The 25,142-nt window shown below is 73.1% G+C and carries 24 protein-coding genes; 4 read left to right on the plus strand and 20 right to left on the minus strand.

What is annotated here, in order from left to right; genetic code table 11:
• Window positions 1-6: 6 nt before the first annotated feature.
• From ACPPVX_RS06805 to ACPPVX_RS06825, 5 genes are all read right to left on the minus strand, one after another.
• Window positions 7-1,137, minus strand: coding sequence for a GuaB3 family IMP dehydrogenase-related protein (locus ACPPVX_RS06805; protein WP_426574143.1), 1,131 nt, complete (start codon window positions 1,135-1,137; stop codon window positions 7-9).
• Window positions 1,138-1,250: 113 nt separating this feature from the next.
• Entirely contained in the window at window positions 1,251-2,477 is a 1,227-nt protein-coding gene (locus ACPPVX_RS06810; protein ID WP_426574144.1) for a hypothetical protein, read from the minus strand.
• A gap of 150 nt (window positions 2,478-2,627) precedes the next feature.
• The gene (guaB, locus tag ACPPVX_RS06815) at window positions 2,628-4,106 is read right to left on the minus strand and encodes an IMP dehydrogenase (protein WP_426574145.1); all 1,479 of its coding nucleotides are present in this window, start codon (window positions 4,104-4,106) and stop codon (window positions 2,628-2,630) included.
• Window positions 4,107-4,197: 91 nt separating this feature from the next.
• Complete coding sequence (locus ACPPVX_RS06820; RefSeq protein ID WP_426574146.1) at window positions 4,198-4,587, minus strand: hypothetical protein; 390 nt, start codon at window positions 4,585-4,587, stop codon at window positions 4,198-4,200.
• Window positions 4,588-4,647: 60 nt separating this feature from the next.
• The gene (locus ACPPVX_RS06825; protein WP_426574147.1) at window positions 4,648-5,193 is read right to left on the minus strand and encodes a YqgE/AlgH family protein; all 546 of its coding nucleotides are present in this window, start codon (window positions 5,191-5,193) and stop codon (window positions 4,648-4,650) included.
• A 252-nt stretch (window positions 5,194-5,445) separates the two neighbouring features.
• On the opposite strand from ACPPVX_RS06825, the gene ACPPVX_RS06830 reads away from it, so the two are divergent.
• The gene (locus tag ACPPVX_RS06830; protein WP_426574148.1) at window positions 5,446-7,335 is read left to right on the plus strand and encodes a hypothetical protein; all 1,890 of its coding nucleotides are present in this window, start codon (window positions 5,446-5,448) and stop codon (window positions 7,333-7,335) included.
• Window positions 7,336-7,345: 10 nt separating this feature from the next.
• Here ACPPVX_RS06830 and ACPPVX_RS06835 read toward each other — a convergent pair whose 3' ends face one another.
• Together ACPPVX_RS06835 and ACPPVX_RS06840 are read right to left on the minus strand one after the other, a co-directional pair.
• On the minus strand, window positions 7,346-8,086 hold the full coding sequence (locus ACPPVX_RS06835; protein WP_426574149.1) for an NUDIX hydrolase: 741 nt from the start codon (window positions 8,084-8,086) through the stop codon (window positions 7,346-7,348).
• Window positions 8,087-8,102: 16 nt separating this feature from the next.
• Complete coding sequence (locus ACPPVX_RS06840; RefSeq protein ID WP_426574150.1) at window positions 8,103-8,264, minus strand: hypothetical protein; 162 nt, start codon at window positions 8,262-8,264, stop codon at window positions 8,103-8,105.
• 105 nt (window positions 8,265-8,369) lie between these two features.
• Here ACPPVX_RS06840 and ACPPVX_RS06845 point away from each other — a divergent pair, with 105 nt between their 5' ends.
• Complete coding sequence (locus ACPPVX_RS06845; RefSeq protein WP_426574151.1) at window positions 8,370-9,089, plus strand: TetR/AcrR family transcriptional regulator; 720 nt, start codon at window positions 8,370-8,372, stop codon at window positions 9,087-9,089.
• Window positions 9,090-9,185: 96 nt separating this feature from the next.
• Here the strand turns inward: ACPPVX_RS06845 and groL are convergent, their stop codons facing one another.
• The 7 genes from groL to tsaE all read right to left on the minus strand — a co-directional run bounded on the left by groL (window position 9,186) and on the right by tsaE (window position 15,554).
• Window positions 9,186-10,835, minus strand: a complete 1,650-nt coding sequence (groL, locus tag ACPPVX_RS06850) for a chaperonin GroEL (protein ID WP_426574152.1) — start codon at window positions 10,833-10,835, stop codon at window positions 9,186-9,188.
• Window positions 10,836-10,849: 14 nt separating this feature from the next.
• Window positions 10,850-11,143 carry a co-chaperone GroES gene (groES, locus tag ACPPVX_RS06855; RefSeq protein WP_426574153.1) on the minus strand — a complete coding sequence of 98 codons (294 nt, stop codon included), beginning with the start codon at window positions 11,141-11,143 and terminating at the stop codon, window positions 10,850-10,852.
• 133 nt (window positions 11,144-11,276) lie between these two features.
• Entirely contained in the window at window positions 11,277-12,506 is a 1,230-nt protein-coding gene (locus ACPPVX_RS06860; protein WP_426574154.1) for a hypothetical protein, read from the minus strand.
• Window positions 12,507-12,674: 168 nt separating this feature from the next.
• Window positions 12,675-13,721, minus strand: coding sequence for a tRNA (adenosine(37)-N6)-threonylcarbamoyltransferase complex transferase subunit TsaD (tsaD, locus tag ACPPVX_RS06865; RefSeq protein WP_426574155.1), 1,047 nt, complete (start codon window positions 13,719-13,721; stop codon window positions 12,675-12,677).
• Window positions 13,718-14,344, minus strand: a complete 627-nt coding sequence (gene rimI, locus ACPPVX_RS06870; RefSeq protein WP_426574156.1) for a ribosomal protein S18-alanine N-acetyltransferase — start codon at window positions 14,342-14,344, stop codon at window positions 13,718-13,720. Before rimI ends, tsaD begins: the two co-directional genes overlap by 4 nt.
• The gene (gene tsaB / locus ACPPVX_RS06875) at window positions 14,341-15,039 is read right to left on the minus strand and encodes a tRNA (adenosine(37)-N6)-threonylcarbamoyltransferase complex dimerization subunit type 1 TsaB (RefSeq protein WP_426574157.1); all 699 of its coding nucleotides are present in this window, start codon (window positions 15,037-15,039) and stop codon (window positions 14,341-14,343) included. Before tsaB ends, rimI begins: the two co-directional genes overlap by 4 nt.
• Window positions 15,033-15,554, minus strand: coding sequence for a tRNA (adenosine(37)-N6)-threonylcarbamoyltransferase complex ATPase subunit type 1 TsaE (gene tsaE, locus ACPPVX_RS06880; protein WP_426574158.1), 522 nt, complete (start codon window positions 15,552-15,554; stop codon window positions 15,033-15,035). The genes tsaB and tsaE overlap by 7 nt, the downstream gene beginning before the upstream one ends.
• A 153-nt stretch (window positions 15,555-15,707) precedes the next feature.
• Here tsaE and ACPPVX_RS06885 point away from each other — a divergent pair, with 153 nt between their 5' ends.
• Window positions 15,708-16,061 (plus strand): DUF192 domain-containing protein, encoded by a 354-nt coding sequence (locus ACPPVX_RS06885; protein ID WP_426574159.1) that lies wholly within the window; start codon window positions 15,708-15,710, stop codon window positions 16,059-16,061.
• Between the two features lie 32 nt (window positions 16,062-16,093).
• On the opposite strand, the gene ACPPVX_RS06890 is transcribed toward ACPPVX_RS06885, so the two are convergent.
• From ACPPVX_RS06890 to ACPPVX_RS06905, 4 genes are read right to left on the minus strand one after another with little or no spacing between them, the layout of a single operon-like run.
• Complete coding sequence (locus ACPPVX_RS06890; protein WP_426574160.1) at window positions 16,094-17,182, minus strand: alpha/beta fold hydrolase; 1,089 nt, start codon at window positions 17,180-17,182, stop codon at window positions 16,094-16,096.
• Window positions 17,179-18,309, minus strand: coding sequence for an alanine racemase (gene alr / locus ACPPVX_RS06895; protein ID WP_426574161.1), 1,131 nt, complete (start codon window positions 18,307-18,309; stop codon window positions 17,179-17,181). Before alr ends, ACPPVX_RS06890 begins: the two co-directional genes overlap by 4 nt.
• Before the next feature lie 12 nt (window positions 18,310-18,321).
• Window positions 18,322-18,780: a CBS domain-containing protein gene (locus ACPPVX_RS06900; RefSeq protein WP_426574162.1), complete on the minus strand. Its 459-nt coding sequence runs from the start codon at window positions 18,778-18,780 to the stop codon at window positions 18,322-18,324.
• Window positions 18,781-18,810: 30 nt separating this feature from the next.
• Window positions 18,811-20,181 (minus strand): NAD(P)H-hydrate dehydratase, encoded by a 1,371-nt coding sequence (locus ACPPVX_RS06905; protein ID WP_426574163.1) that lies wholly within the window; start codon window positions 20,179-20,181, stop codon window positions 18,811-18,813.
• A 55-nt stretch (window positions 20,182-20,236) separates the two neighbouring features.
• Here ACPPVX_RS06905 and ACPPVX_RS06910 point away from each other — a divergent pair, with 55 nt between their 5' ends.
• Window positions 20,237-21,115 (plus strand): alpha/beta fold hydrolase, encoded by an 879-nt coding sequence (locus ACPPVX_RS06910; protein WP_426574164.1) that lies wholly within the window; start codon window positions 20,237-20,239, stop codon window positions 21,113-21,115.
• 86 nt (window positions 21,116-21,201) lie between these two features.
• Here the strand turns inward: ACPPVX_RS06910 and ACPPVX_RS06915 are convergent, their stop codons facing one another.
• Both ACPPVX_RS06915 and ACPPVX_RS06920 read right to left on the minus strand, forming a co-directional pair.
• Window positions 21,202-21,567: a holo-ACP synthase gene (locus ACPPVX_RS06915; RefSeq protein WP_426574165.1), complete on the minus strand. Its 366-nt coding sequence runs from the start codon at window positions 21,565-21,567 to the stop codon at window positions 21,202-21,204.
• An 80-nt stretch (window positions 21,568-21,647) separates the two neighbouring features.
• Entirely contained in the window at window positions 21,648-25,109 is a 3,462-nt protein-coding gene (locus tag ACPPVX_RS06920) for an SIS domain-containing protein (RefSeq protein ID WP_426574166.1), read from the minus strand.
• Window positions 25,110-25,142: the final 33 nt, after the last annotated feature.

The following is a 25,142-nucleotide window of genomic DNA, read 5'->3' on the forward strand; positions in this document are numbered from 1 at the left end:
CTCATGTCAGGGGTGCACGGGGGTGATGGTGAGCTCGGCCTTCTGGAGGTCCTTGAGCGTGGGGTACCCGCACGACGCCATCGACCGTCGCAGCGCACCGGCCAGGTTGGTGCGGCCGTCGCTGCGGTGGGCCGGGCCCACGAGGATCTCCTCGATGGTGCCCACCGAGGGGGCGGGCACGCGGTCGGCGCGGGGCAGGTCGGCGTGGCCGCCGTTGAGGCCCCAGTGCCAGCCGGCGCCGGGAGCATCGGACGCCGCCGCGAGCGGGGCCCCGAGCATGACGGCATCGGCGCCGCAGGCCACGGCCTTGGCGATGTCGCCGCCGGTGGTGATGCCGCCATCGGCGATGAGGTGCACGTACACGCCCGTCTCGTCGAGGTGGCGCATGCGGGCGGCGCGGGCATCGGCGATGGCGGTGGCCTGCGCCGCACCGACGCCGAGCACCCTGCGGGTGGTGGACGTGGCGCCCGAGCCCACGCCCACGAGGATCCCGGCGGCACCCGTGCGCATGAGGTGGCTGGCCGCCTGGTAGCTGGCGCAGCCGCCGACGATCACCGGGATGTCGAAGCGGCGGACGAACGTCTTGAGGTTGAGCGGGTCGCCGTCCTTGGTGACGTGCTCGGCCGACACCACCGAGCCCTGGACCACGAGCAGGTCGAGCTCGGCGGCCAGCAGGGCGTCGGCGTAGGCCGGGAGCCGCTGCGGGCTGATCGAGGCGCACGAGGTGACCCCCGCCCCGCGGATCTCCTTGATGCGGTCGCGGATGAGCTCGGGCTTGATGGGCTCGGCGTAGAGCTCCTGGAGCCGGGCGGTGGCGGCGTGGCCGGACAGGCCCGTGTCGGTGAGCCCGGCGATCTCGGCCAGCACGGCCTCGGGGTCGTCGTAGCGGGTCCACAGGCCCTCGAGGGCCAGCACGCCCACCCCGCCGAGCTCGCCGATGGCGACGGCGCTGGCCGGGCTGACGACGCTGTCCATGGCCGCGGCCATGATCGGGAGGTCGAAGGTGAAGGCGTCGATCTCCCACGAGAGGTCGATGTCCTCGGGGTCTCGGGTGCGCCGCGAGGGCACCAGCGCCAGGTCGTCCAGGCCGTAGGCCCGTCGCCCGGACTTGCCCATGCCGATCTCTAGTTCAGCCACGGACAATCTCCTCAACCCTGGCTCGGGAAAGGTACGAGTCTACGCAGCGCGCGCAGGTGGCCCCGACCCCGTGGTGCGGGGCGGGGCCACCGGTGCGCAGACGAGGCGCGGGCTCAGCGCTCGACGATGGGCGTGACCTTGGCGGCCGCGGGAGCCGGGGCCTCCGGGCCCGACGCGGCAGCGGACCGGGCCGGGGCGCTGGCGGCCGCGGGCAGGCCGTACCAGACCTCGTCCTTGCGGGTCCCAGGGCCGTACCAGATGGTGTCGAAGTGGTCGTCACCGTCGAAGTCGCCCTCGGCGAACTGCGTGGCCGTGTTGAAGTCGTGGCTGGGGTTGGCCAGGTAGTAGGTCTTGGCCGACGTGGTGGTGGCCGAGACGTAGGCGTCGCGGCCCGTGTCGCCGCTCTGGTCGGAGCGGATCAGGACGCCGTCGCCCCCGTACGTGGCCGCGGTGCCCTTGAACTCGGGGAACTGCTGGACCGTCTTGTTCACGAACGACGTGCCGTTGGAGACCCAGTAGGCCTCGTTGCCGGCGCCGCTGGCCCACCAGTAGATGCCGTCGTACTGGCTGTGGCGGACGGTGACGGGCTGGTAGGTGCCGCTGATCGACAGGCTGGTCTGGGTGAAGGCGCCCGATGCCGAGCTGGTCCACTTGTAGTCGGCGGCGGTGCCGGGCTGGTAGAGCACGACGTCGTCGAGGTAGTCGCCGTTGAAGTCGCCGCTGATCAGCTGGTAGGCGCCGTTGACGGTGCGGGCCTGGCTGGTGAACGTGCCCGGGCCGATGTAGTCGGCGGTGCCGGGCGAGTCGGTGAAGTGCCAGAGGAAGTCACGGGTCGAGCCCGGCCCGAGGAACAAGACGTCGTCCTTGGTGCCCACCGCCCGGTAGTCGAGGAGCGCCTTGGGCTTGTAGTTGGTCCCGCTGATGGTGAGCTTGCTCACCGAGAAGTAGTCGGACGTCTCGGTCGAGGTGTACAGCGCATCGGCGTTGGTGCCCTTGCCGTAGAACAAGATGTCGTCGTAGTCGTCGCCGGCGAAGTCGCCGACCACGGGCACGGCGGTGAGGTTGATGGTCAGGGGCACCTTGGTGAAGCCATCGGTCCCCTTGGTGCCCGTCTTGCCGATCCACAGCGAGTCGGGCGCCGACCCGGCGCCGTAGAACAGCAGGTCGGTGGCATCGTCGCCGGCGAACTGGCCGCGCAGCATCGTGTAGGTGCCGTTGACGCTGAGCGCCCGGTAGTCCCAGCCGTAGCTGGTGTCGACCGTGGCCGAAGCCATCGTGGGGGCCAGGAGCCCCAGGACCATGACGGCTGCACCCACAGCCACCGAGAGACGTCGGACCACAGGTCCTCCTCGTGTTCCGCCGGGGCCGAGAGGGCACCCAGGCCGGCGGAGCATCCGCCAGGCGGCGGTGACGGTAGCGGCCGCGCGTGGTGGAGTGCACACCGAGCGTGGCGGTCGGCGTCGCCGCTGGTCAGCGGCGTGCCGAGCGGGTCAGCGACCCCAGTAGTTCGGCGCCTCGGCGGTGATCGTGATGTCGTGCGGGTGGCTCTCGCGCAGCCCGGCGCCGGTGATGCGCACGAACGACGCCCGGTGCAGGTCGTCGATGGTCCCGGCCCCGCAGTACCCCATGGCCTGGCGCAGGCCGCCGACGAGCTGGAACAGGATCCGGCGGACCGGGCCCTTGTACGCCACCCGGCCCTCGATGCCCTCGGGCACGAGCTTCTCGGCGTCGATCACGTCGCCCTGGAAGTAGCGGTCCTTGGAGTACGAGCGGGTCTTCATGGCCCCCATGGAGCCCATGCCCCGGTACTCCTTGAACCGCTCGCCCTGGTACATGACCACGTCGCCCGGGCTCTCGTCGACGCCCGCGAGCAGGCTGCCGAGCATGACCGAGTCGGCGCCGGCGGCCAGGGCCTTGGCGATGTCGCCCGAGAACTGGATGCCGCCGTCGGCGATGACGCAGGCGTCGTAGTCCGATGCCGCGCTGGCGGCATCGGCGATGGCCGTGAGCTGGGGGACGCCCACGCCGGCGACCACGCGGGTGGTGCAGATCGAGCCGGGGCCGACGCCGACCTTGATGGCCGATGCCCCGGCATCGAGCAGGGCCTTGGCGCCGTCGTAGGTGGCGACGTTCCCGGCGACGATCGGCACGGGGAACTCCTCGACGATCTTGGCCACCAGGTTGATCACCCCGGCCGAGTGGCCGTGGGCGGTGTCGACCACGAGCAGGTCGACCCCCGCTTCGATGAGGGCGAGGGCCCGCTCGAAGGCGTCGGGGCCGGTGCCGACGGCCGCACCGCAGCGCAGGCGGCCCTGGTCGTCCTTGGTGGAGTCGGGGTACTGGATGCGCTTCTGGATGTCCTTGACCGTGATGAGGCCCGACAGGCGCCCCTCCGGGTCGACCACCGGCAGCTTCTCGATGCGGTGCCGGCCCAAGATGGCCTGCGCCTCCTCGAGCGTGGTGCCCTGGGGTGCGGTGACGAGGCCCTCGCTGGTCATCACGGCGCCGATGCGCTCGTTGACGTCTTCGTGGAACCGCAGGTCGCGGTTGGTGAGGATCCCGACCAGGCGGCGGTCGTCGTCGGTGATCGGCACGCCCGAGATCTTGAAGCGGGCCATGAGGTCGAGCGCATCGGCCACCAGGGCGTCGGGGCCGAGCGTGACCGGGTCGACGATCATCCCCGACTCGGAGCGCTTCACCTTGTCGACCTCGCCGGCCTGATCGGTCACCGAGAGGTTGCGGTGCACGATGCCGAGGCCGCCGGCGCGGGCCATGGCGATGGCGAGGCTGGCCTCGGTGACCGTGTCCATGGCGGCCGACAGGATCGGCACCTGGATCTGGATCCCAGGCGTCACGAACGACGCGGTGGACACCTCGTTGGGCAAGACGTCGCTCGCCGCCGGCACCAGGAGCACGTCGTCGAAGGTCAGGCCCTCGGTGGCGAATCGGTCGGACGGGGACTGGGCCATGGGGGCTCCCGGTAGCGGCGTGTCGTTGCCGCAGGCTACCGGGCGCAGGCCCCCCTCGCGAAGCTCGCGGCGCAGCGCAGCCCGGTGCTGGTCAGCGCCGGATCGACTTGAGGATGGCCCGGGCCACCGTGGTGTTCATCTGGTACACCGCGGTCTTCGACGCATCCCGGGCGAGCTTGACGACGCTGCCGCCCGTGACCTCCTCGACCGAGTCGAGGCCCTCGACCACCGCCTGCTTCGTGAGGTCGGTGGCCTTGTAGCCGGCGTTGGTCAGGGCCTTGACGATCTCGCTCTGCGCCACGGGCTCGGGCGCCGCCGACGCGATGATCCGCAGGGCCTCCTTGGTGAGCTCGGCCCCTTGGTTGATGGCCTCGTGGGGCGTGAGGTTGCCGTCTTCTTGGCCTTCGACCGACGCGAGCCAGCGCCGCACCTTGACGACCAGCTCACCGTGCGTCTCACCCTCGAACGAGATCGTGGCCATGGCGGAACGCTAGCCCTGGCCCTGGCCCGTCCGCGGGGACGGGTGGGCGCGAGCGGATCCTCAGTTCGACGTGGGGTCGTCGGGGTGGTTGGCGAACCACGCCACCTCGCCCCGCTGGCGCCGGAGCACCTCGCTCCACTGGCGCTCGGGATCGGTGGCGACGATGTCGCCCGCCTCGGCCGCCACCGTCCACCAGGCCCCCTCGTCGAGCTCGTCCTCGAGCTGTCCGGCCGCCCAGCCCGCGGAGCCCGCGAACAGGCGGACGCCGGACCACTCGGCCTCGCCGTCGCCGGGGGGCCGGTTGAGGTTGACCGGCGCGCAGTCGCCCACGATCAGGTCGGCACCCTCGGGGTCGGGAGCGGTGGTCCGGCCCAGCGCCACCACGGAGTCGCGCCCGACGGGACCGCCGACGAACACCACGCCGGGAGCGGCGGCCGTGTCGGACCACGCCGGCGCCACCTCGTCGACCGTGGTGTCGCTCGGCCGGTTGAGCACCAGGCCGAAGGCGCCCTGCGGACCGTGGGCCAGCAGGAGCACCACGGTGCGCTCGAAGCCCGGATCGGCGATGAGCGGGGTGGCCACCAGGAGGCGGCCGGCCAGGCTCATGCTCCACCGGAGCCGTGCGACGAGGGGACGGACACCGCGCGAAGGCTACCGGTGCCCTCCGCGAGATCGGCTGGTGGGGAGTTGCTACCGTTCCGGCGACGGCCGGTGGCCGGCGCGGGCAACGGAGGGCGAAGCGTGGACGCACCGGGCGGCGCACGACCTGCCACGCGTCCGCGCCCTCAGGGAGCCGCGCCACCACGGAGGCCGGCGCCGCACCGCGAGCCGAAGCCACCGCGCTCGCGCCCGGCGCCCATGCTCGTGCGGCTGTGCGTGATCGTCGTCCTGCCGATCCTCGCCTCCACCGCCATGGCCCTGCACGACGGCTGGACCCCCGTGGGCGACAACGCCACCCTGGCCCTGCGCGCCGGCGACGTGCTGCGCGGCCACGCTCCGCTGACGGGCATGGTCACCACGGCCGACACCATCACCGACGCCAAGGAGCTCGACCACCCCGGCCCCCTCGAGGTGTGGGTCGCCGCGGTCCCCTATGCCGTCTTCGGCCCCGCCGGCCTGCTGGTCACGATCGCCGCCATCAACGCGGCCGCGCTCGTGCTCAGCGTGCTGATCGGGTGGCGGCGCGGGAAGGCGCCCCTGGCGATCGCCATCACCGCCACCGGCCTGGTGCTGTGCTGGTCGTTGGGCACGACCGTCATCCGCGACCCGCTCAACAGCCACGTCGAGCTCCTCCCCTGGTTCCTCCTGGTGCTCCTCTGCTGGGACGTGCGGTTGGGGCACTGGCGCTCGCTGCCCCTCGCGGTGCTGGCCGCGAGCTGGGTGGTCCAGGCCCACGTCGTCTACACGCCGATGACCCTGATCCTCGGTGCCGGCACCGCGGTGCTGTGCTCGCTCGACCACCGCCACCGCAGCGACGAGGCCCGCCGCCGCTTCGGGGAGGGCCGCCGCCAGGCCCTGATCTGGTCGGTCACGCTGGGCCTGGTCCTGAGCCTGCCGATGCTGATCGACCAGTTCACCGGCTCCGGCAACCTCGGCAAGATGTTCTCGTTCGCCGGCCAGCGCGGCCAGGGCCTCGGGGTCGCGGTCCGCGCGATCGGCACGTCGCTCGGGCTGCCGCCCGCCTGGCTCCAGCCGGTCAACGAGCCGTTCGTGCTGCTCCGGGGGCCCAGCCTGCTCGACGTCATCTGGGCCCTGGTGACGATCGGCCTGATCACGTGGGTGCTGGTGTCGGCCCGCCGCCGCCGCGACCGCCTGACGCTCACCCTGGTGCAGGCCGCGCTCGTGTCGCTCGCCGCGGCCGCGTTCGTCGTCTACCGCACCCCTCGCGGCGGGGCGGTGCTGGCCGCCGATCCGATGCTGCTGCTCCGGCCGGTGACCGCGACCGTCTGGCTGGCGACCGGCTGGGGGCTCTGGGCGATGGTGGCCGACCGAGTCACGCCTCGGCTCCAGGACCAGCGCGCCCACCTCGTCACCGCCGTGGTCGGCTCCGTCGCCGCCCTCGCTCTGGTGGCAGCGACGGTGCTCGCCCCCGGCAAGTTCGGTGGGTACGGCGAAGGGCTCATGGGCCCGATCGCCAGCATCCAGCCGAAGATCGTGTCGTCGGTCGAGGGGCAGCGGATGGTGGAGGTCAACGCCTCGGGCTGGGCGGCGCGCCTGTACCTCCGCCACGCCGTGATCGAGGACCTCGAGCGCCACGGCATCCACACGGAGACCAGCGACGACGACCGCGTGTTCCGGCGGCCGTCGAGCAAGGAGGGGGCGCACACCGCCACCCTCTACGTGGTCAGCGACCCCATCGAGCCCAAGGCCCCCGATCCCGATGCCTTCCTCATCGCCCGCGCCGACCTGGTGCCCGGCGGCGGCCTCTCGACGGAGAGCCAGCGGCGGATCGATCTGCGCAGCGCGATCGACGAGGCCGGCCGGGTGGAGCTCAAGGACAGCAGCCGGGTGAAGATCGCCGACGTCAGCCGCGAGTTCTTCCGCTGGACGACGCCCCCGCCGCAGGGTCAGGCCGATCTCCCGTCCGACTGGGTCAGCGTCGACTCCTTCGTGGAGCTCCAGCGCCACGGGCTCATCGCCTCGCCCAAGGTCCCCGATGCCCTCGTCGACCAGATCCAGGCCGACTCGGTGGGCCGCTTCTTCGCCGCCGAGGACATGGAGGTGGCGATCTACCTCAAGCTCAGCTGAGCAGGTGCGCTCAGATGTGCCCGAGGTCGCCGCGCTCGACGGTTCCCGTGGCGAACCCCAGCAGCTGCCGGAGCATCGCCGCCGTGGCCCCCCATACGGTGTCGGCCGCCAGCTCGAAGAACCACATCGCCCGGTCGGTCCCGAAGAGGTCCCACCGCTCCTCGTGGAACACCGTGGGGTGGAGCAGCTCGCTCAACGGGACGTGCAGCACGGCCGCCACCTCGGCCGGGCTCGGCTTCAGCTCGGGACGGTGCGGCAGCGCAGCCACGTACGGCACGATGAACGAGTTCGAGGTGATCGTGCTGAGGTGGTCGAGCTCGCCGATGATCTCGACCAGATCGGGATCGAGGCCCACCTCCTCGCACGCCTCGCGCTTGGCCGTGTCGCGCAGGTCCTCGCCCTCGTCCTGGCCGCCGCCCGGGAAGCTGACCTCGCCGCTGTGGACGCGAAGCGCCGCCGACCGCCGGGTCAGCACCACCCAGGTCTCGCCGTCGTGCTCGTAGATGGCCGCCAGCACCGCCGAGGCCCGGTCGACGTGGCCCTCGCGGGCAGATCGCACCGGCGCACCGAGGCGGGCGAAGCGCTCGCGGAGCAGGGGGAGCGTGATGATCCGCTCCTGGTCGTCGAGGTGCGCCCACGGCGGCGCCTCGCCGGGCCGCACGTCGGCGGGGCGAGGGATGCGCTGGTGCCCGCCGCGGGCCGCGCCGTCACCCGGAGCACCGGGCTCGTGGGGAACACCAGGAGCGGTCACGATCCGGGGGTGGAGCTCAGGAGCCGGCAGGGGCCTGTTCGGCGACGAGGTGCTCGAGGATCTCGCGGAGCCCGCCCGTCTTGAGGTCGGCCATCACCCGGCCCGGCGTCGACTCGCCGTCCTCCCACTCCATCCACGAGGAGAGGAGCTTGGCGGGGTCTGTGGGCGGGCGGTCCATGCCCGGATCCTACCGGGACGGCCCGCCGAAGCCCGAAGGCGGCGGCCGCACCCTCCCAGCTGGGTAACCTGGCCCCATCGCCCGACCGTTGGTAGGAGGAGTCCGGTGGCGGAAGTACCCCCCAGCCACCTGCGCAACCCGCCTCGGCAGGCCCGTTCTGCCGCGCGCGTCGAGCTGCTGCTCGACGTGGCCGAAGAGGTGTTCGAAGAGGTCGGCTACGACGCCGCCACCACCAACCTGGTCGCCTCGCGCGCCGGCGTCCCCGTCGGCACGCTGTACCGCTGGTTCCCCGACAAGGCCGCGCTCGCCGAGGCGCTCACCGACCGCTACCTCGGCCGCCTCGTCGACCTGTACACGGAGCTGCTGACCGATCTGCCCCCCGAGGAGCGCATCGGCGACTTCCTCCACCGGATCATGAACCGCCTGGTCGACGAGACGCGCGACCAGAAGGCGCTGCCGGCGCTGCTGGTGTCGGCCATGGTGCCGGGCAACCGCTCGCCCGCCGGCACGCGGATGCGCGCCGGCCTCGAGGGCCACATCAGCGGGCTCATCGAGCTCCGGGTGCCGGGCATCCCCACCGACCTGCGCGACCGCACGGCCGAGGTGTGCGTCACGCTCGCCCACCTCGTCATCGCCGCCGCGGTCGACGGCGAGGACGACGAGCGCCGCCGGTGGCTCACCGACGAGTACATCGACGTCCTGCTCGCCTACCTCGAGGCCAAGTTCCCGGCCTCCGACCACCCCGCCTGGAACGATCCCGACGTCGCCGTCAAACCCGTCTTCGCCGCCCCCCAGCGGGCGGAACGGATCGCCCGAGCCGACTGACGACGAACGCCCGGCCTTGCGGCCGGGCGTTCGCGTGATCGTCGGGCGATCAGGTGGACCGAAGCGGTCCGTGGGCACCCGCTGGGCGCCCACGGATCACATCATGCCGCCCATTCCACCCATGCCTCCGGGCATGCCGCCGGGCATGCCGCCGCCAGCGCCCTCTTCTTCGGGCTTGTCGGCGACGATGGCCTCCGTGGTGAGCAGCAGGGCGGCGATGGACGCCGCGTTCTGCAGCGCCGCACGGGTGACCTTGGCCGGGTCGATGACGCCGGCCTTGAGCAGGTCCTCGAACACGCCGGTGGCGGCGTTGAGGCCGATGGCCCCGGTCTCGCGCTCGATCTGCTGCACGACGACGGCCCCTTCGAGGCCGGCGTTCTGAGCGATCAGGCGAGCGGGAGCGTCGAGGGCGTTGAACACCGACTTGGCGCCGGTGGCCTCGTCACCCTCGAGGCCCTCGAGGGCCGTGGCGACCGCAGCGCGGGCCCGGACCAGCGTGGTGCCACCGCCGGGGACGATGCCCTCTTCGATGGCGGCACGGGTGGCGGAGAGTGCATCTTCGATGCGGTGCTTCTTCTCCTTGAGCTCCACCTCGGTGGCTGCGCCCACCTGGACGACGGCGACGCCGCCGGCCAGCTTGGCGAGGCGCTCCTGGAGCTTCTCGCGGTCCCAGTCGGAGTCGGTCTCGTCGATCTCACGACGGATCGAGGCGATCCGGCCGGTGACATCGTCAGCCGAGCCGCCACCGTCGACGATGGTGGTCTCGTCCTTGGTGACGACCACCTTGCGGGCGGTGCCCAGCAGGTCGATGGTGGTGTTCTCGAGCTTGAGGCCGATGGTCTCGGAGATGACCTGGCCGCCGGTGAGGGTGGCCATGTCGCCGAGCATCGCCTTGCGGCGCTCGCCGAAGCCGGGGGCCTTGACGGCCACCGAGTTGAACGTGCCCCGGATCTTGTTCACCACGAGGGTGGCGAGGGCTTCGCCCTCGATGTCCTCGGCGATGATCAGGAGCGGCTTGCCGGTCTGCATGACCTTCTCGAGCACCGGGACGAGGTCCTGGACCGAGGTGATCTTCGACTCGGTGAAGAGGATCAGCGGATCCTCGAGCACGGCTTCCTGGCGCTCCGGGTCGGAGACGAAGTACGGCGAGAGGTAGCCCTTGTCGAACTGCATGCCCTCGGTGAAGTCGAGGTCGATGCCGAACGTGTTCGACTCCTCGACCGTGACCACGCCGTCCTTGCCGACCTTGTCGATGGCGTCGGCGAGGACCTCGCCGATGGCCTTGTCGTTGTTGGCCGAGATGGTGGCGACCTGAGCGATCTCGCTGCGGTCGTCGATCTCCTTGGCCTGGTCCTTGATGGACTCGACGGCGGCGGCGACGGCCTTGTCGATGCCCCGCTTGAGGGCCATCGGGTTGGCGCCTGCGGCCACGTTGCGGAGGCCTTCCTTGACCAGGGCCTGGGCCAGCACGGTGGCGGTGGTGGTCCCGTCACCAGCGACGTCGTTGGTCTTGGTGGCCACCTCCTTCACCAGCTGGGCGCCCATGTTCTCGTAGGGGTCTTCCAGCTCGATCTCGCGAGCGATGGACACACCGTCGTTGGTGATCGTGGGAGCGCCGAACTTCTTCTCCAGCACCACGTTCCGGCCCTTCGGGCCGAGGGTCACCTTCACGGCGTCGGCGAGCTTGTTCACGCCCGCCTCGAGGCCGCGGCGGGCCTCGTCGTCAAACTTCAGGATCTTTGGCATGTGGGTTCCTCAGCTCACTTCTCGACGATGGCGAGCACGTCGCGGGCGTTCAGGATGAGCACATCCGCGCCGTCGACCGTGATCTCGGTGCCGCCGTACTTGGAGTAGACGACGACGTCGCCGACCTTGACGTCGACGGGGATGCGCTTCTCGCCGTCCTCGTCCCAGCGACCTTCACCGACGGCCAGGACCTCGCCCTGCTGGGGCTTCTCCTTGGCGGTGTCGGGGATGACCAGGCCGGAGGCCGTGGTCTCCTCGGCGTCACCGGGCTTCACGATGATGCGGTCTTCGAGCGGCTTCAGGGCCATTTCGCCTCCTGGGCGTGTGGTTGGTGCGCGCCCACCGATGGGCGTTAGCACTCGTCTCTAGCGACTGCTAACCCTACGGCGCGCTCCCACCGATCGCAAGCAGTCGCGACCCGAGAGTGCTAATCGGCCGCGATCAACCGGTGTAGGTGGGATCTCCCGCCACCGCGACCGCCGGCGCGGCGGCCGTCGGCGCGGCCACCGGACCGGCCGCGCCTTCCATGGCGGAGGCCGGGAGGGCGATCGGGTCGTAGGCGACGGCGCCGCACGACGCCGAGACGGTGGTGCCCACGGGCAGGTGGGACGGCAGCGGGACCAGCCAGTCGCCGAACAGGTCGATCGGGGCGTGGGCGGTGGACGAGCCGCCGGCCGCGGTGAAGTGGACCGAGACCTGGGTACCGGGCGGGCAGTCGGTGCCCTCGACCTGCGTCGGGACGAGGTCGACGATGGCGGGGACGGGCACCGGACCGAGGCGCATCACCGGGGCCTCGACGTCGAAGGTCATCCGATCGGTCTTGGTGCCGCACTGCACGTCGTAGGTGACGTCGCTCGTTCCGGCGACGGCGTCGAACGACCCGCTGCCGCCGGGGGTCCGGTCGACGGGGATGGGCCGCAGCACGTCGTCGCCGGCCGCCACGGCGGTGACGCTGAAGCTGGTGCCGCCGCAGGTGACGAACCCTTGGTACGCGGTGCCGGGGGCGCCTTCACCCGGGCTGAGGAACTGGGCCGGCGAGGGCGGCTTCGGCAGGCCGGGCGCCGGAGACCACGGCGACGGGAGGTACCGGTAGTCGCCGCAGCGCCCGATGATCTCCACCGGCTGGTCGTCGGGCAGGAGGGGCGGGACGGCGTACCAGTCGCCGCGGGCGTCGACCGACGGCTGCACCTCCCACACCCGGTCGGCCACGCGGAAGTCGACCTTCACCGGCTCGCCGGTGTCGCAGTCGGACCCGTCCACGCCGTGCAGCGCGCCGTACGTCTCGTAGAACGGGTCGCTGAACATCGCCCGCCACTCGGCGTCGATGCGCAGCGGCGCCGAGGTCGCCCCGCCGCAGGACGCGGTGTAGATCGAATCCCCGTACTGGGCGGCCTCGGAGGTGGTCTGCCAGACGCCGGGCGACGATTGGGCGATCAGCACCGGCTCGGGGTGGGCCGCCGGGTCGTAGACGCTGCCGAGGCGCTCCATCGTGGGCGGGGCCGGGCCCGTGCACCCCGTGAGGGTGACGGTGATCGGCTCGTCCGGCGCCGGCTCGGTGGCCGTCGTGGTCAGCACCGGCTGGTCGGCGGCGCCCGATGGCGCCGGGGCGACGCCGATGACGCCGAGCGCCACCACCCACGCCGCCACGATCAGCCCGGTCCTGTTGCGCACGTCCCCCACCCATCCCGGCCCCTGAGGCACCGAACCCGTCGCCCGAAGGTACCCGACCGCCTCCAGGTGGGACCCGGACCACGACCACCCCACCGAACCTGGCACCGAACGACGACACCAGCGTCCGTGATCCGTGCCGGGTTCAGGACCGCTGGCCGGGTGGGACGGTCAGGACAGGAGGGGGAGCTTGAGGTTGGGGTCGGCGCCGTGGTCGAGGGGGCTCGGGCCGTCGGCGCCGAGCCGCCACCAGGCCGCGGCGGCCACCATGGCGGCGTTGTCGGTGCACATGGCCCGGCTGGGCAGGAACCCGTGGACGCCGTCCTCGACGCAGGCCGACAGGAACCGCTCGCGCAGCAGGGAGTTGGCGGCCACACCGCCGCCGAGCACCAGGCCCTTGGCACCGATCTGCTGGGCGGCCCGCCGGGCCTTGGTCACCAGCACGTCGACGACCGCCTCCTGGAACGACGCCGCCACATCGGCCGTCGCCGATTCGGGGTGCTTGCGGACGTGGTTGATCACGGCCGTCTTGAGGCCCGAGAACGAGAAGTCGAGGCCGTCGTTGTACATCGCCCGGGGGAAGGCGATGGCGTGGGGATCGCCCTCCATGGCGATGCGGTCGATGGCCGGCCCGCCTGGGTAGCCGAGGCCGAGGTAGCGGCCGACCTTGTCGAACGCCTCCCCCGCGGCATCGTCGATGGTGGAGCCCAGCAGCCGGTACTGGCCGTGGCCCTCCATGGAGATCAGCATCGTGTGACCGCCCGACACGAGCAGCACCACCAGCGGCAGCTCCAGCGACGGGTCCTCGACGAGCGCGGCGTACAGGTGGGCCTCGAGGTGGTTGACGGCCACGAAGGGCACGTCCCAGACGAGGGCCAGCGCCTTGGCGGTGCTCACGCCCACGAGGAGGGCACCGACCAGGCCCGGTCCGCAGGTGGCGGCCACGGCGTCGAGCTCCGAGCCGTCGAGACCGGCCTCGACGAGCGCCTCGGCGATGACGGGGGTGAGCAGGTCGACGTGCGCCCGGCTGGCGATCTCGGGCACCACGCCGCCGAAGCGGGCGTGGATGTCGACCTGGCTCGACACGACCGAGCTGCGCACCACGTGGCCACCGATCACCACGGACGCGGCGGTCTCGTCGCACGAGGTCTCGATGCCGAGGATCTTGGTCCCGGCGTGGATCGGGAAGCCCTTGGTGACGGGGACGGTGGTGGTCACGAGGCCTCCCGGCCGGTGGACGACGATGGGGTGCCGCCGGCGATGGCGGGGTGCGGGGCCCCGTCGGCCGAGCCGGCTTCGGCGGGGAACCCGTGGCGGACGACCGCGCCCGGCGCGAGCGACTCGAGCCCCTGCAGCCGGGCCTCGTACTCGGGGGTGGCGATGTCGTGGGCCCACATCACCAGGGCATCCTCGCCGTTGTCGGAGTAGTACGCCTTGCGGGCGCCGGCCGGCGCGAACCCGAGGCTGCGGTACAGCTCCTGGGCGCCCTTGTTCGACATGCGGACCTCGAGGGTGAGCTGGTTGGCGCCGAGGGCCATGGCGCCGCGCACCAGCTCCACCAGGAGCGTGCGGGCCAGGCCCCGGCGCTGCCAGCTGGGGTCGACGGCGATCGTGGCCACGTGGCCGTCGTCGGCGATCATCAGCAGGCCGGCGTAGCCCACCACCGTCGGGCCGAGCCGGGCGACGAGGTACACCCGGTTGGTGCGCTCGAGCTCGTCCTCGAACAGCCGCGACGACCACGGCCGCGGGTACACCTGGGCCTCGATGGCCAGGACGTCGGGCAGGTGGCGCCGCCGCATGGGCGCCACGATCACCTCGGGCGCCAGCTCCGCGGTGCTCACGCCCCCTCCCGGACCGACCAGTTGATCTCGGCGTCGGGCTTGCGGAGGTAGAGCAGCTCGACCTGCTCGGGGCGGATCCAGTCCTCGCGCAGCGCCTTGGCGTGGGCCAGCTGCACCAGCGATCGGGCCGACGGGTAGGCGTGGTCGCCGCCCGCGATCTCGACGCCGGGGCGGCGCGACAAGACGTCGGCGTAGCGGACCGCGCCGTCGCCCGCGAGCAGCGTGTCGCCGGGCTGGGCGAGCAGCTCGGCGGCCAGCTCGTCGGGGCTGCCGACGGTGGGCTCGCTGACCCGCTGGATGCCCCCGGGGACCTGGCGGTAGAAGGACCAGAACACCTCGTTGCGGCGGGCGTCGATGACCGCGGCGATGCGGCGGTCGGAGAACCGCAGCGGGAACGCCAGCAGGTCGAGGCTCGACACGGCGATCATCGGCACGCGCAGGGCCTGGGCGATGGCCTTGCCCGACGCCACGCCCACGCGCAGGCCGGTGAACAGGCCCGGGCCGTTGTCGACGGCCACGCACGAGATCTCCGACAGCTCGACGCGCGCCTGCTTGCAGACGAACTCGATGGCGGGCGTGAGGTTCTCGGCGTGGCGCTTGCCGCGCGCCGAGTGCGACGACGCCAGCACGCCTTCGTGGCCGCCGATCGCGCAGCCCACCTCGGCGGTGGCGCTCTCGAGCCCGAGGATCAACATGGCGGTTCGCCTCCCGGCGCGTCGGCGAGCCAGGGTGCGACCGTCTCGGCCACGAGGCGGGCCCGCGCCGGCCACGTGCCGCCGACGCTGCGGAGCTCGAGGTGGCGCTCGTCGTCGTCGGTGCCGAACGTGATGCGCAGCTCGAGGTACTGCTCGGGCAGCGCGGGCAGCACCGCGTCGCCCCACTCGACGAGCATGACGGCCTCCTCGTCGAGCATCTCGCTGAGGCCGAGGTCGGCGACCTCGCTGAGCGACTCGAGGCGGTAGACGTCGAGGTGGTGGAGGGCGAGGCGGCCCCCCGAGTACTCGCGCACGATGGTGAACGTGGGGCTGGTGACGGGATCGGTGATGCCGAGGCCGCGGGCGAAGCCCTGGGCGAACGCGGTCTTGCCCGCACCCATCTCACCGGCGAGCAGCACGAGGTCGCCCGGGACGGCGATGGCGGCGAGGGCGGCGGCCAGGTCCTGCGTCTCTGCGGCGCGCGTGGTGCGCAGGGCGAGGGGGCGGCGGCTCACCGTGGCCACCGCCGGCACGGGGCCGCGACGAGGAAGGAGATCGAGCGGCGCACGCCACGATCGTAGTGAGCGGCGCGGAACGGAAGAATCGGAGGCCGGCTGCCGATGGGTGGCAACCCGGTGAGACGAGCAGCCGCGGGGTAGGCGGCACCCATGGCCCCACCGCTCCTGCACCACCAGCGCCTGCTCGTCGACGACCGCGACGTCGCCCACCTGGAGGTGGCGGCCACCCGCCGAGCACGTGCCCGAGGCCTGCTGGGCCGCGACGCGATCGACGGGGCGCTTTTGCTCGCCCCGGCCGGTTCGGTCCACACGGTCGGCATGCGGTTCCCGATCGACGTGGCGCTGTGCACGCGCGGGCTGCGGGTCGTGGCGGTGCGCACGGTGCCCGCCGGACGGCTGGTCCTCCCGCACCGAGGCGGGCGCGCCGTGCTCGAGGCCGAGGCCGGGTCGTTCTCGCGCTGGGGGCTGGGGGTGGGGTCGCAGCTGACCGTGGGTCGCGGCTGACCGTGGGCGCGGCCGCCTGAGCAGCGGTCCGGTCAGGCCCGATCGCCGGCCGGCTCGACCTGGTCGGCGCTCAGCGGGCCGTCGTCGTCGGCCACGGCGGCCGCCACCGACGGCTCGGTGCCCTCGATGCGGGCCACGAACGCGTCGATCAGCTCGGCGACCTCGTCGGGGCGCTCCTGCATCAGCTGGTGACCAGCGCGCGGGAGCACCACGAACTCGGCGTCGGGCAGGGCCCGGGCGAGGGTGCGACCCGCCCAGACGGGGGTCAGCACGTCTCGGGTGCCCACCACGACGAGCGCCGGGGTGTGGGTGGCGCGCAGCGCATCGCGGGCATCGTGCTCGAGGATGCTGGCGAACGACGGCACCGCCACCGCGGGCGGCAGCTCGGTGGCCATCTCGCCCACGATCCCGATGGCCTTCTTCGAGGGGTGGTCGCCGAAGACGAGCCGCACGGAGCGCATGCCGGCCTTCGACGGTGGCGGCAGCTCCCGGCCGCTCTCGACGACCGCCTGCCCTCGGGCCACGAGGGCGCGGACGGTGTTGTCGATGAGGGGCCCGTACGACTCGTGCGACGCCGTGGCCAGGAACACCAGGCCGGCGACCCGCGCGGCCAGCACCTCGGGGTGCAGGCCGCAGAACTGCATCACCGTCATGCCGCCCATCGAGTGCCCCACCAGGACCGCGTCGTGGAGGTCGAGCGAGCCGAGGAGGGTGGACAGGTCCTGGGCGAGGCGGTGGATGCCCAGCCCCTCGGCGCCCACGGCCGATTCGCCGTGGCCGCGGAGGTCGACGGCGATCACCCGGTACCGGTCGGTGAGCTGGTGGAACTGCGGCGCCCACACGTCGGAGCGCAGCGTGATCCCGTGGAGCAGGACCAGCGGGCGGCCCTCGCCCTTCTCGATGGCGTGGATGGTGCCGCCGTCGGGGGTGTCGATGCGGTGGTGGACCACATCGGCGGGGAGGTCGAACAGCTCGTCGGGCGGCGGCGTCCGGCGGCGGCCCGGGTCGGGGCTGACGGGCCCCTTCGCCTCGGTGGGGTGCGTCGAGCGGTGGAGCCCGGCCACGGCCAGGCCCACACCCACTCCGGCGGCGGCCAGGGCGACGGCGTTGCGGGTCTTCATCGGTGGACCTCCAGGTAGCGGCGCGGGACTCGTGGGCTGATGCCGCAGACGATCTCGTAGGCGATGGTGTCGAGCGGACCGGCCCAGTCGGCCGCCTCCACGCTGGCCTCCCCCTGCCGTCCGATCAAGACCACCTCGTCGCCCACCTCGACGGGGTCCTGGCCGAGGTCGACGAGGATCTGGTCCATGGTGACGGAGCCGGCGATCGGCCGGTGCTCGCCGCCGACCAGCACCGTGGCGCCCAGGGCGCCCAGCCGCCGCGGGAGCCCGTCGGCGTAGCCCAGCGGGACGGTGGCGATGGTGGTGTCGACGGCGGGCCGGTAGCGCAGGCCATAGGAGATGCCCTCCCCCGCCGCCACCCGCTTCACGTGCGACACCCGGGCGCGCAGCGACATGGCGGGCACGAGGGGAACGCGGCCGGCGAGTGCCGGTGCCGGGTCGATCCCGTAGATGCCGATCCCGCAGCGCACCATGCCGAGGCGGGCCTCGGGATGGTCGATCGCGGCCGCCGTGTTGGCGGCGTGGGTGCACGGCACCTCGATGCCGGCGGCCTCGATGTCGGCCACGATCCCGGCGAAGCGCTCGAGCTGGACGGCGGTGAAGTCGTTGCCGGGCTCGTCGGCCACCGCGCAGTGGGTGAACACCGAGCGCAGCTCGAGCGCGGGCTGGTCGGCGATGGCGCGGGCCAGGTCCACCGCCTCGTCGGGCTGGGCCCCCACCCGGTGCATGCCGGTGTCGACCTTGAGGTGGACCCGGACGGGCCGCTGCGGCGTCCGCCCGGCGCGCTCGGCGGCCTCGGCCAGGTCGTGCACGCCCGAGGCCGTGTACACGGTGGCATCGAGGTCGGCCGCGACGAGCCGGTCGATCTCGTCGGTCGATGCCTGCGAGAGCACCATCACCACCGTGGCGATCCCCGCCTCGCGCAGCTCGACGCCTTCGGACACCAGGGCGACGGCCAGCACGTCGGCGCCTCCGGCCAGGGCGGCCCGAGCCGACGGCACCGCGCCGTGGCCGTAGCCATCGGCCTTGACCACCGCGCAGAACGCCGCGGGCGCCACCAGGGCGCGCAGGGTGGCGACGTTGTGCGCGATCGCGCCGAGGTCGACCTCGGCCCAGACGGGTCTCACGACAGGACCGCCCTAGGCGTCGGGCGCAGGAGGCTCTTCGTCGCGGATGATCTCGCGCAGCACGTCGACGCGGGAGATGATGCCGACCAGGCCGGAGGGCCCGACCACGGGGAGCCGCGACACGTTGTGGTCGTGGAGCTTGGTGGCCGCCACCTCGATGGTCTCGTCGGGGCCGACGGTGAACGGCTTGCCCTGCATGACGTCGGCGACGGTGGAGCCGAGCGTCTTGCGCAGGTCGTCCTCGAAGTGCTTGTGGGCGCTGGGCAGCTCGAGCGTGGCGCCGAACAGCGAGATGATCGTGGGGACGTGGATCTCGGTCTCCTGGACGATCAGGTCACCGGTGGAGAGGACGCCGACCACCTGGTTGTCGGCATCGACCACGGGGGCGCCGTCGATGCCACGGTCGACGAGCTGCTGCATGGCGTCGGCCACGTTGTCCTCCGGCGCGAAGGAGAGCACCTCGGTGGTCATGACTGCAGAGACGGGGGTGTTGCGTGGCATCTAGCCTCCGGCGACGTGGTCGAACGCGGCCGGGAGGTGGTCGACGAGGTCGCCGGCCACCAAGCCGCGGCGCCAGGCTAGGGCGCCGGCCGCTCCGTGCAGGAGTGCGGCCGACGCCGCCGCTTCCAGCGGCGCCATCCCCTGCGCCAGCAGCCCGGCCACCAGCCCGGTCAGCACATCGCCGGTCCCGGCCGTCGCCAGGCGGGCATCGCCCGCGTTCGAGGCCAGCACCCGGCCGTCGGGGTGGGCGACGACCGTGGTGGGGCCCTTGAGCAGGACGACGGCTCCCGTCGTCGCCGCCAGGTCCCGCGCGGCGGCGAACCGATCGGCCACCGGGGGGTGGCCGGCGAGCGCCTCGAACTCGCCGTCGTGGGGCGTGAGGACCACGTCGGGGCGCTCGGTGGTGCGGCGCCCGACGGCCGACGCGGCTCCGTCGCCGAGGGCCCGCAACCCGTCGCCGTCGACCACGACGGGAGTCGACGTGCCGGCCACCGTGGCCCGCACCGCCGCGGCCGTGGCGACGCCGGTGCCCAGGCCCGGGCCCACGGCGAGGCTCCCGAACCTCTCCTCGCCATCGATCAGCTCGGCATCCCACCAGGCGGCTTCGAGCGGCACCACCACCACCTCGACCGGCGCGTCGACGTGGTGGCCGCCGCCCGGCACCGAGAGCCGCACGTAGCCGGCGCCGGAGCGCTGGGCGGCCGCGGCCGCCAGGTGGGCGGCGCCGGTCATCCCCGGCGAGCCCGCCACGAGCCAGACGGCCGCCTTCCACTTGTGGGTGGAGCGGGGCCGCTCCGGGAGCCAGGCACCGACGTCCCACGGCTCGACCAGGTGCGTACGAGCACCGGAGACGTCGAGCCCGATGTCGGCCACCTCGACCTCGCCGGCGAGCCCGGGCCCGTCGGCCAGCAGCAGGCCCGGCTTGAGCGCGGCGAACGTGATGGTGCGGTCGGCGCGCAGGGGCCGGCCCGAGGCCTCGCCGGTGAGCCCCGCCACGCCCGACGGGATGTCGACCGCCAGCACCGGTGTGCCGGCCACGAGGTCGGGTGCGGCGAACGTGCCCCGGAAGCCGGTGCCGTAGGCGGCGTCGATCACGAGGTCGACCGGCCCGATCGAGGCGGGGAGGTCGGCAGCGTCGAGCACCTGGCACCGAACCCCGCGCGCCTCGAGCCGAGCGGCCGCGGCCCGCCCGTCGGCGCCGTTGTTGCCCTTGCCGGCGAGCACGACGACCCGCCGCCCGTAGGCCCCGCCGAGCAGGTCGAGGGCGGCTCGGGCCACGGCCGCGCCGGCCCGGTCGATCAGCACGTCCACCGGCTCGGGCGCCGCGGCGTCGATCGCGCCCATCTCCTGGGGGGTCACGATGGCGAGCACGGCCCCCATCCTGCCCGGGGACCGGGGGACCTCGCACCGATAACGTGCGGCGTCCATGGTTCCCGCCACCACGCTCGCCCTCACCGATGGCCGCACGCTCGCCTACGACGACGTCGGCGATCCGGCCGGGCTCCCCGTCCTCTACGTCCACGGCACCCCCGACTCCCGCCGCGCCCGCCACCCCGACGACGAGCTGGCCACGGCCGCCGGCGTGCGCCTGGTGGCGATCGACCGGCCCGGCTTCGGCGGCTCCTCACCCCACCCCGCGGGCACCCTGGGCTCGTTCGCCGACGATGCCGTCGCCCTGGCCGACCACCTCGGCATCGACCGGTGGCGACCCTTCGCCTGGTCGGGCGGCGCCACCTACGCCGTGGCCGTCGCCGCCCGCCACCCCCGCCGCACGGCGCGCGTGGCGGTGGCCGCCGGGCTGGTCCCGTTCGAGGCCTACGCCACCGAGGGCATCCTCGACGACGCCGACGGCGGCCGGCACCTCGTCGCCGAGCTCGGCGCCGAGGTGGGCCCCGAGGGCCTGGCGGAGATGGCGGCACCGATGCTCGTGCCCTACCCGTGCGACGAAGCCCTGGCGCTCGAGCACGTGACCGAGCAGCTCACCCCCGATCGCCGGGCCGTGGTCGACGCCATCCCCGGGGCCGTCGAGGCCCTCGCGGCGGGTGTGTTCGACTCGGTGGCCCAGGGCCTCGGCGGCATCACGCGCGACCTGGAGCTCCAGGTGCTGGCCCCCGACGTCGACTGGACCGCCGCCACCGTGCCGGTCGACCTCTGGTACGGCTCGCAGGACGCCACGGCGCCGCCGGCCTTCGGCGAGTGGTGGGCCGAGGCCCTGCCCGACGCCACGCTCCACGTGTTCCCCACCGAGGGCCACCTCATCGCCCTCACCCGCTGGGCCGCCATCCTCGAGGCGCTCGCGGGCTGACGCCGCCCGACGTGGTCGAGGGAGCCGGCGACCTTGCTGGTGAGCACGAGACGCTGCGCACGTCGACGACGTGCGGGGCGCAGCGGTCAGAGGGCGACGGCGATCGCCTCGGCCATCGATGCCGTGTGGGTGAGGGTGAGCTTCCAGCTGGTGATGCCGAGGTCGGCCGCCACCGCCAGGGCCCGCCCAGTGATGGCCAGCTGGGGCGCACCGGAGCTGGTCCGGACCACCTCGATGTCGTGCCAGTCGACGGCGCCGAGGCCCACCCCCAGCGCCTTCATCACCGCCTCCTTGGCCGCGAACCGGACGGCGAAGCGCTCGGTCGGGTCGTGGGCCGCCTGGGCGTAGGCCTGCTCACCTGGAGTGAACACCTTGGTGACGAGCGTGGGCGTGCGGGCGAGGACGGTCCGCATGCGGTCCACCTCGACCAGATCGACGCCGATGCCGATCACCGGGCGTCAGGCCCTGCGGTTGTTGACGAACGCGATGGCGATCATCACCAGCGCGGCGGCGAAGACCAGGGCGACGATGATCACGCGCCGGTCCCCTCGGCGCTGGGGCGCCAGCGGTCGGCGAGCACGTTGACCGGCGTGGTGAGCAGCTCGATGGGCGGCAGGGCACCCAACAGGTCGTCGCGGAAGGTGGGCTCGGTCTCGGTGACGGCGTCCTTCAGGGCGGCGTAGCGGCCCCGGTAGGCCTCGAGCACCGAGCGCATCCGGCCGGCCGGCATCTCCTCGTTGAAGCGGGCGTGCAGGAGCGTGATCCCCGTGCACTGCGTGCCCTTCACCTCAGGCACGAGCACGAGCGTGCGGCCGTCGCTGCGGCCCACGGCGACCGTGACCTCGCGCTCGGTGGCCACGCGGTGCTTGGTGCCGCGCAGCAGCGGGTTGCGCTCGGTGCGCTGCGGGAGGTCCCGGGCGATGCCGCCCCGATCGACCACCACGATGGTGGCGTCGCCCTCCTCGACATCGCCCTCGATCCGGTAGCGGGTGTAGCCCACCACCTCGTCGATCACGGCGTCGAGCCCGGCGAGGGTGCGCAGGGCCTTGTAGCTGAGGCGGTCGCGGGCGGCGCCGGCGGTGAGGGTGGCCGCCACCAGCTCGATGTCGAGCAGGCTCTCGTCGGACCGGGAGATCCCGACGGTCACCGTCTTGGCCTGGTGCTTGATGGCGTCGACGGGTCGGGTGAGCTCTTCGATGGCCGCCGTGAGCGCGGCGGTGAGGTCCTCGATGACGACCCCCGGGGTGCCGACGCGGCCGTGCTCGGTCTGGTAGGCGTCGAGCGGGGCCAGGCCGATGGCGTAGCGGAACATCGAGGCCAGCCGGACGGCCGTGCCGGCCTCGAGGCTGCCGTTGTAGGAGCCCGAGCGGAGCCCGTCGTGGAAGCGAGCGGCGATGGGCTCGAACGTGGACCGCAGGCCGGCGAGGAGGCGGTCGAGGTCGACCACCGCCGGGCTGGAGATGGCGTCCTCGATCGCGCCGCGCGCTTCACGGAGGCCGCGGGCCTGGGCGTCGATCGCGAGCGCTGCCTCGTACCCGAACAGGTGCCCGGCCACGGTGGTGAGCACGAAGGCCAGCTCCGGGCGCACGGCGGGCACGGTGAGCACCCGGTGGGCGGCGTTGAAGCGGTCCTCGTCCTCGGTGGCGATGACGATCGGCGTGGCCTTGTGGGCCCGGTAGATCGCCACCTCCTTGGCCACGTCGTCGGCGTTGGATCCGACGAGCCCGGCGGCGCACACCAGGATCAGCGGCTCCGAGGAGAGGTCGATGTGCTTCTTGTCCTCGATGGCGTCGGAGGCGATGGCCTTGTAGCAGAGCTCCGAGAGCTTGATCCGGATCTCCTCGGCCGCCACCTGGTTGCTGCCGGAGCCGACGATGGCCCAGTAGCGGCGGGACGGGGCCAGCTCCTGGGCCGCCTCGGCGATGGTGGCGCGGCGGGCCAGGGTGGCCTCCATGGCCTCCGGGAGGTCGCGGAGCCCGGCGAGCAGCTCGCTGCGGTGGGCGGCGCCCGCCCCGGCGCCGGGGACCTCGTCGGCGATGGCGCACGCGAGCAGGAAGCCGGCGGCGATCTGCGCGTAGAACGCCTTGGTGGACGCGACGCTCATCTCCACGTCGCGGCCGTCGGACGTGTAGAGCACGCCGTCGCTCTTGTCGGTGAGGTCGCTCGACCGCCGGTTCACGATGGCGATCACCCGGGCGCCGCGGCCGCGGACCAGGTCGACGGTGCGGTTGGTGTCGGTGGTGGTGCCCGACTGGCTGATCGCCACCACGAGCGTGTCGCTCATGTCGGGGCGCAGCGAGAACCCGGACAGCTCGGTGGCCAGGACGGCCTCGGACCGCATGGTGGTGCCGGCCACCTCGGCGGCGAGCGCCCGGGCGAGGCTCTGGCCCGCCACCGCGGCGGTGCCCTGGCCGATCACCTGGACCCGGGTGATGGCCCCGGAGCGGAGGTCGTCCCGCACCGACGGCGGGATGGTGTCGGGGCCGAGGGCAGCGCGGAGCAGCTCGCCGTCGCGGGCGATCTTGCCGCGCAGGGTCTTGCGGAACGATCCCGGCGCCTCCTCGATCTCCTTGAGGAGGAAGTGCTGGTAGGCGCCCCGGTCGATGTCGCGGGTGGTGACCTCGGGCGTGATCAGCTCCTCGGGGAGCAGCGGGAGCTCGATGCCGTCGTACGAGAAGCGACGGATCCCTTCGAGGGTGCCCGCCGCCGCGGCGTCGAGCTCGACCACCTGGCCGCGCGAGGCGGCCGGGTTGGTGAGGTCGGCCGGGGTCTCGCCGTCGAGGCGGAGGTAGCTGGTGGCGTCCTCGACCACGCCGTACGGCTCCGAGGCCACCACGTACAGGTCCTCGTCGAGGCCGACGTAGAGCGCTTGGCCGCTGCCGCGCAGGGCCAGCTGGATGCGATCGGGTGCGGCCGCCACGTTGGCACCGATGGCGACCGAGCCGTCGAAGCGGCGGACCGACTGGCGGAACGCCTCGACGGCTTCGTCGCCGGCGGCCAGGCGCCGCGACACGAGCGTGGGGATCACCTTGGCGTCGCTGGTGATCTCGGTGGCGATGCGCAGCTCGTCGCTGACCTTGAGGTCGGCGAAGTTGTCGACGTCGCCGTTGAGCGCGGCGGTGACGTAGGGGCCGTGGCCCCGACCGATCTCGTCGGAGTTCATGGGGTGGGCGTTGGGCTGCGAGATGATCCCGATCGACGCCCAGCGCGTGTGGCCGAGCACGGTGACCTCGGCGGAGGGGCCGGCCACGGCGAGGTGCAGCAGGGCATCGTCGCGGATGGCGGCGCGGAGCACGGCGGTGTTGTCGCCCAGCTCGCCGATCTCCGCCGCCGCCTTGTAGACGAAGCTGAGGTGGCCTTCGGGGGTGACCCGGACGGCGCCGGCGGTGAAGAGCGGGTCGTCGGACCGGTCGCTCAGCAGGGCCGCCACGGCGGGATCGGCGAGGTCGAGCCCGTGCCCGTGGACGAGCAGCATGAGCCCCGCGGAGTCGCGGCCACGCACCTCGAGGCGGTCGATGGCGCTCAGGGCGGCCTGGACCGACGCGAACGCATCGATGCACGAGGCCGACGGGTTGGGGCCGGCGAGGTCGGCCACGGCGCCGGCGGTGCGCAGGCGGTCGCGCTGGACCGCCCACAGCGAGTCCTTGAGGCGGATGACCGCGGCGTTGACCGACTCCAGGGCCGCACCGGGGGCCGGATCGTCGTCGAGCGCACCTTCGCGATCGGCCAGCGCCGCCGCGACGTCGGTGCAGAGGGCGTCGAGCACCGGGCCCAGGCCACGATCGGCCAGCAGGGCTGCGATGCCCGGCGTGCCCCGCAGCAGGCGGTCGACCGCCTCCACCCGGTCGGCCACGGCGGCCACGACGGCGTCGAGCTGGTCGACAGGCGCGTCGCGGAGCGAACCGCTGACGCCGTCGAGCAGCTGGGTGAGCTCAGCGGAACTGGGCGCAGACCGACCGCTACGGCGGCGGACGACGGCGATGATGCCGCACATCAGGGATTCCTCCGGGACCTCGGGCAGAGAGCC

Source organism: Aquihabitans sp. McL0605, from assembly GCF_049993875.1.
Lineage (GTDB): Bacteria > Actinomycetota > Acidimicrobiia > Acidimicrobiales > Iamiaceae > Aquihabitans.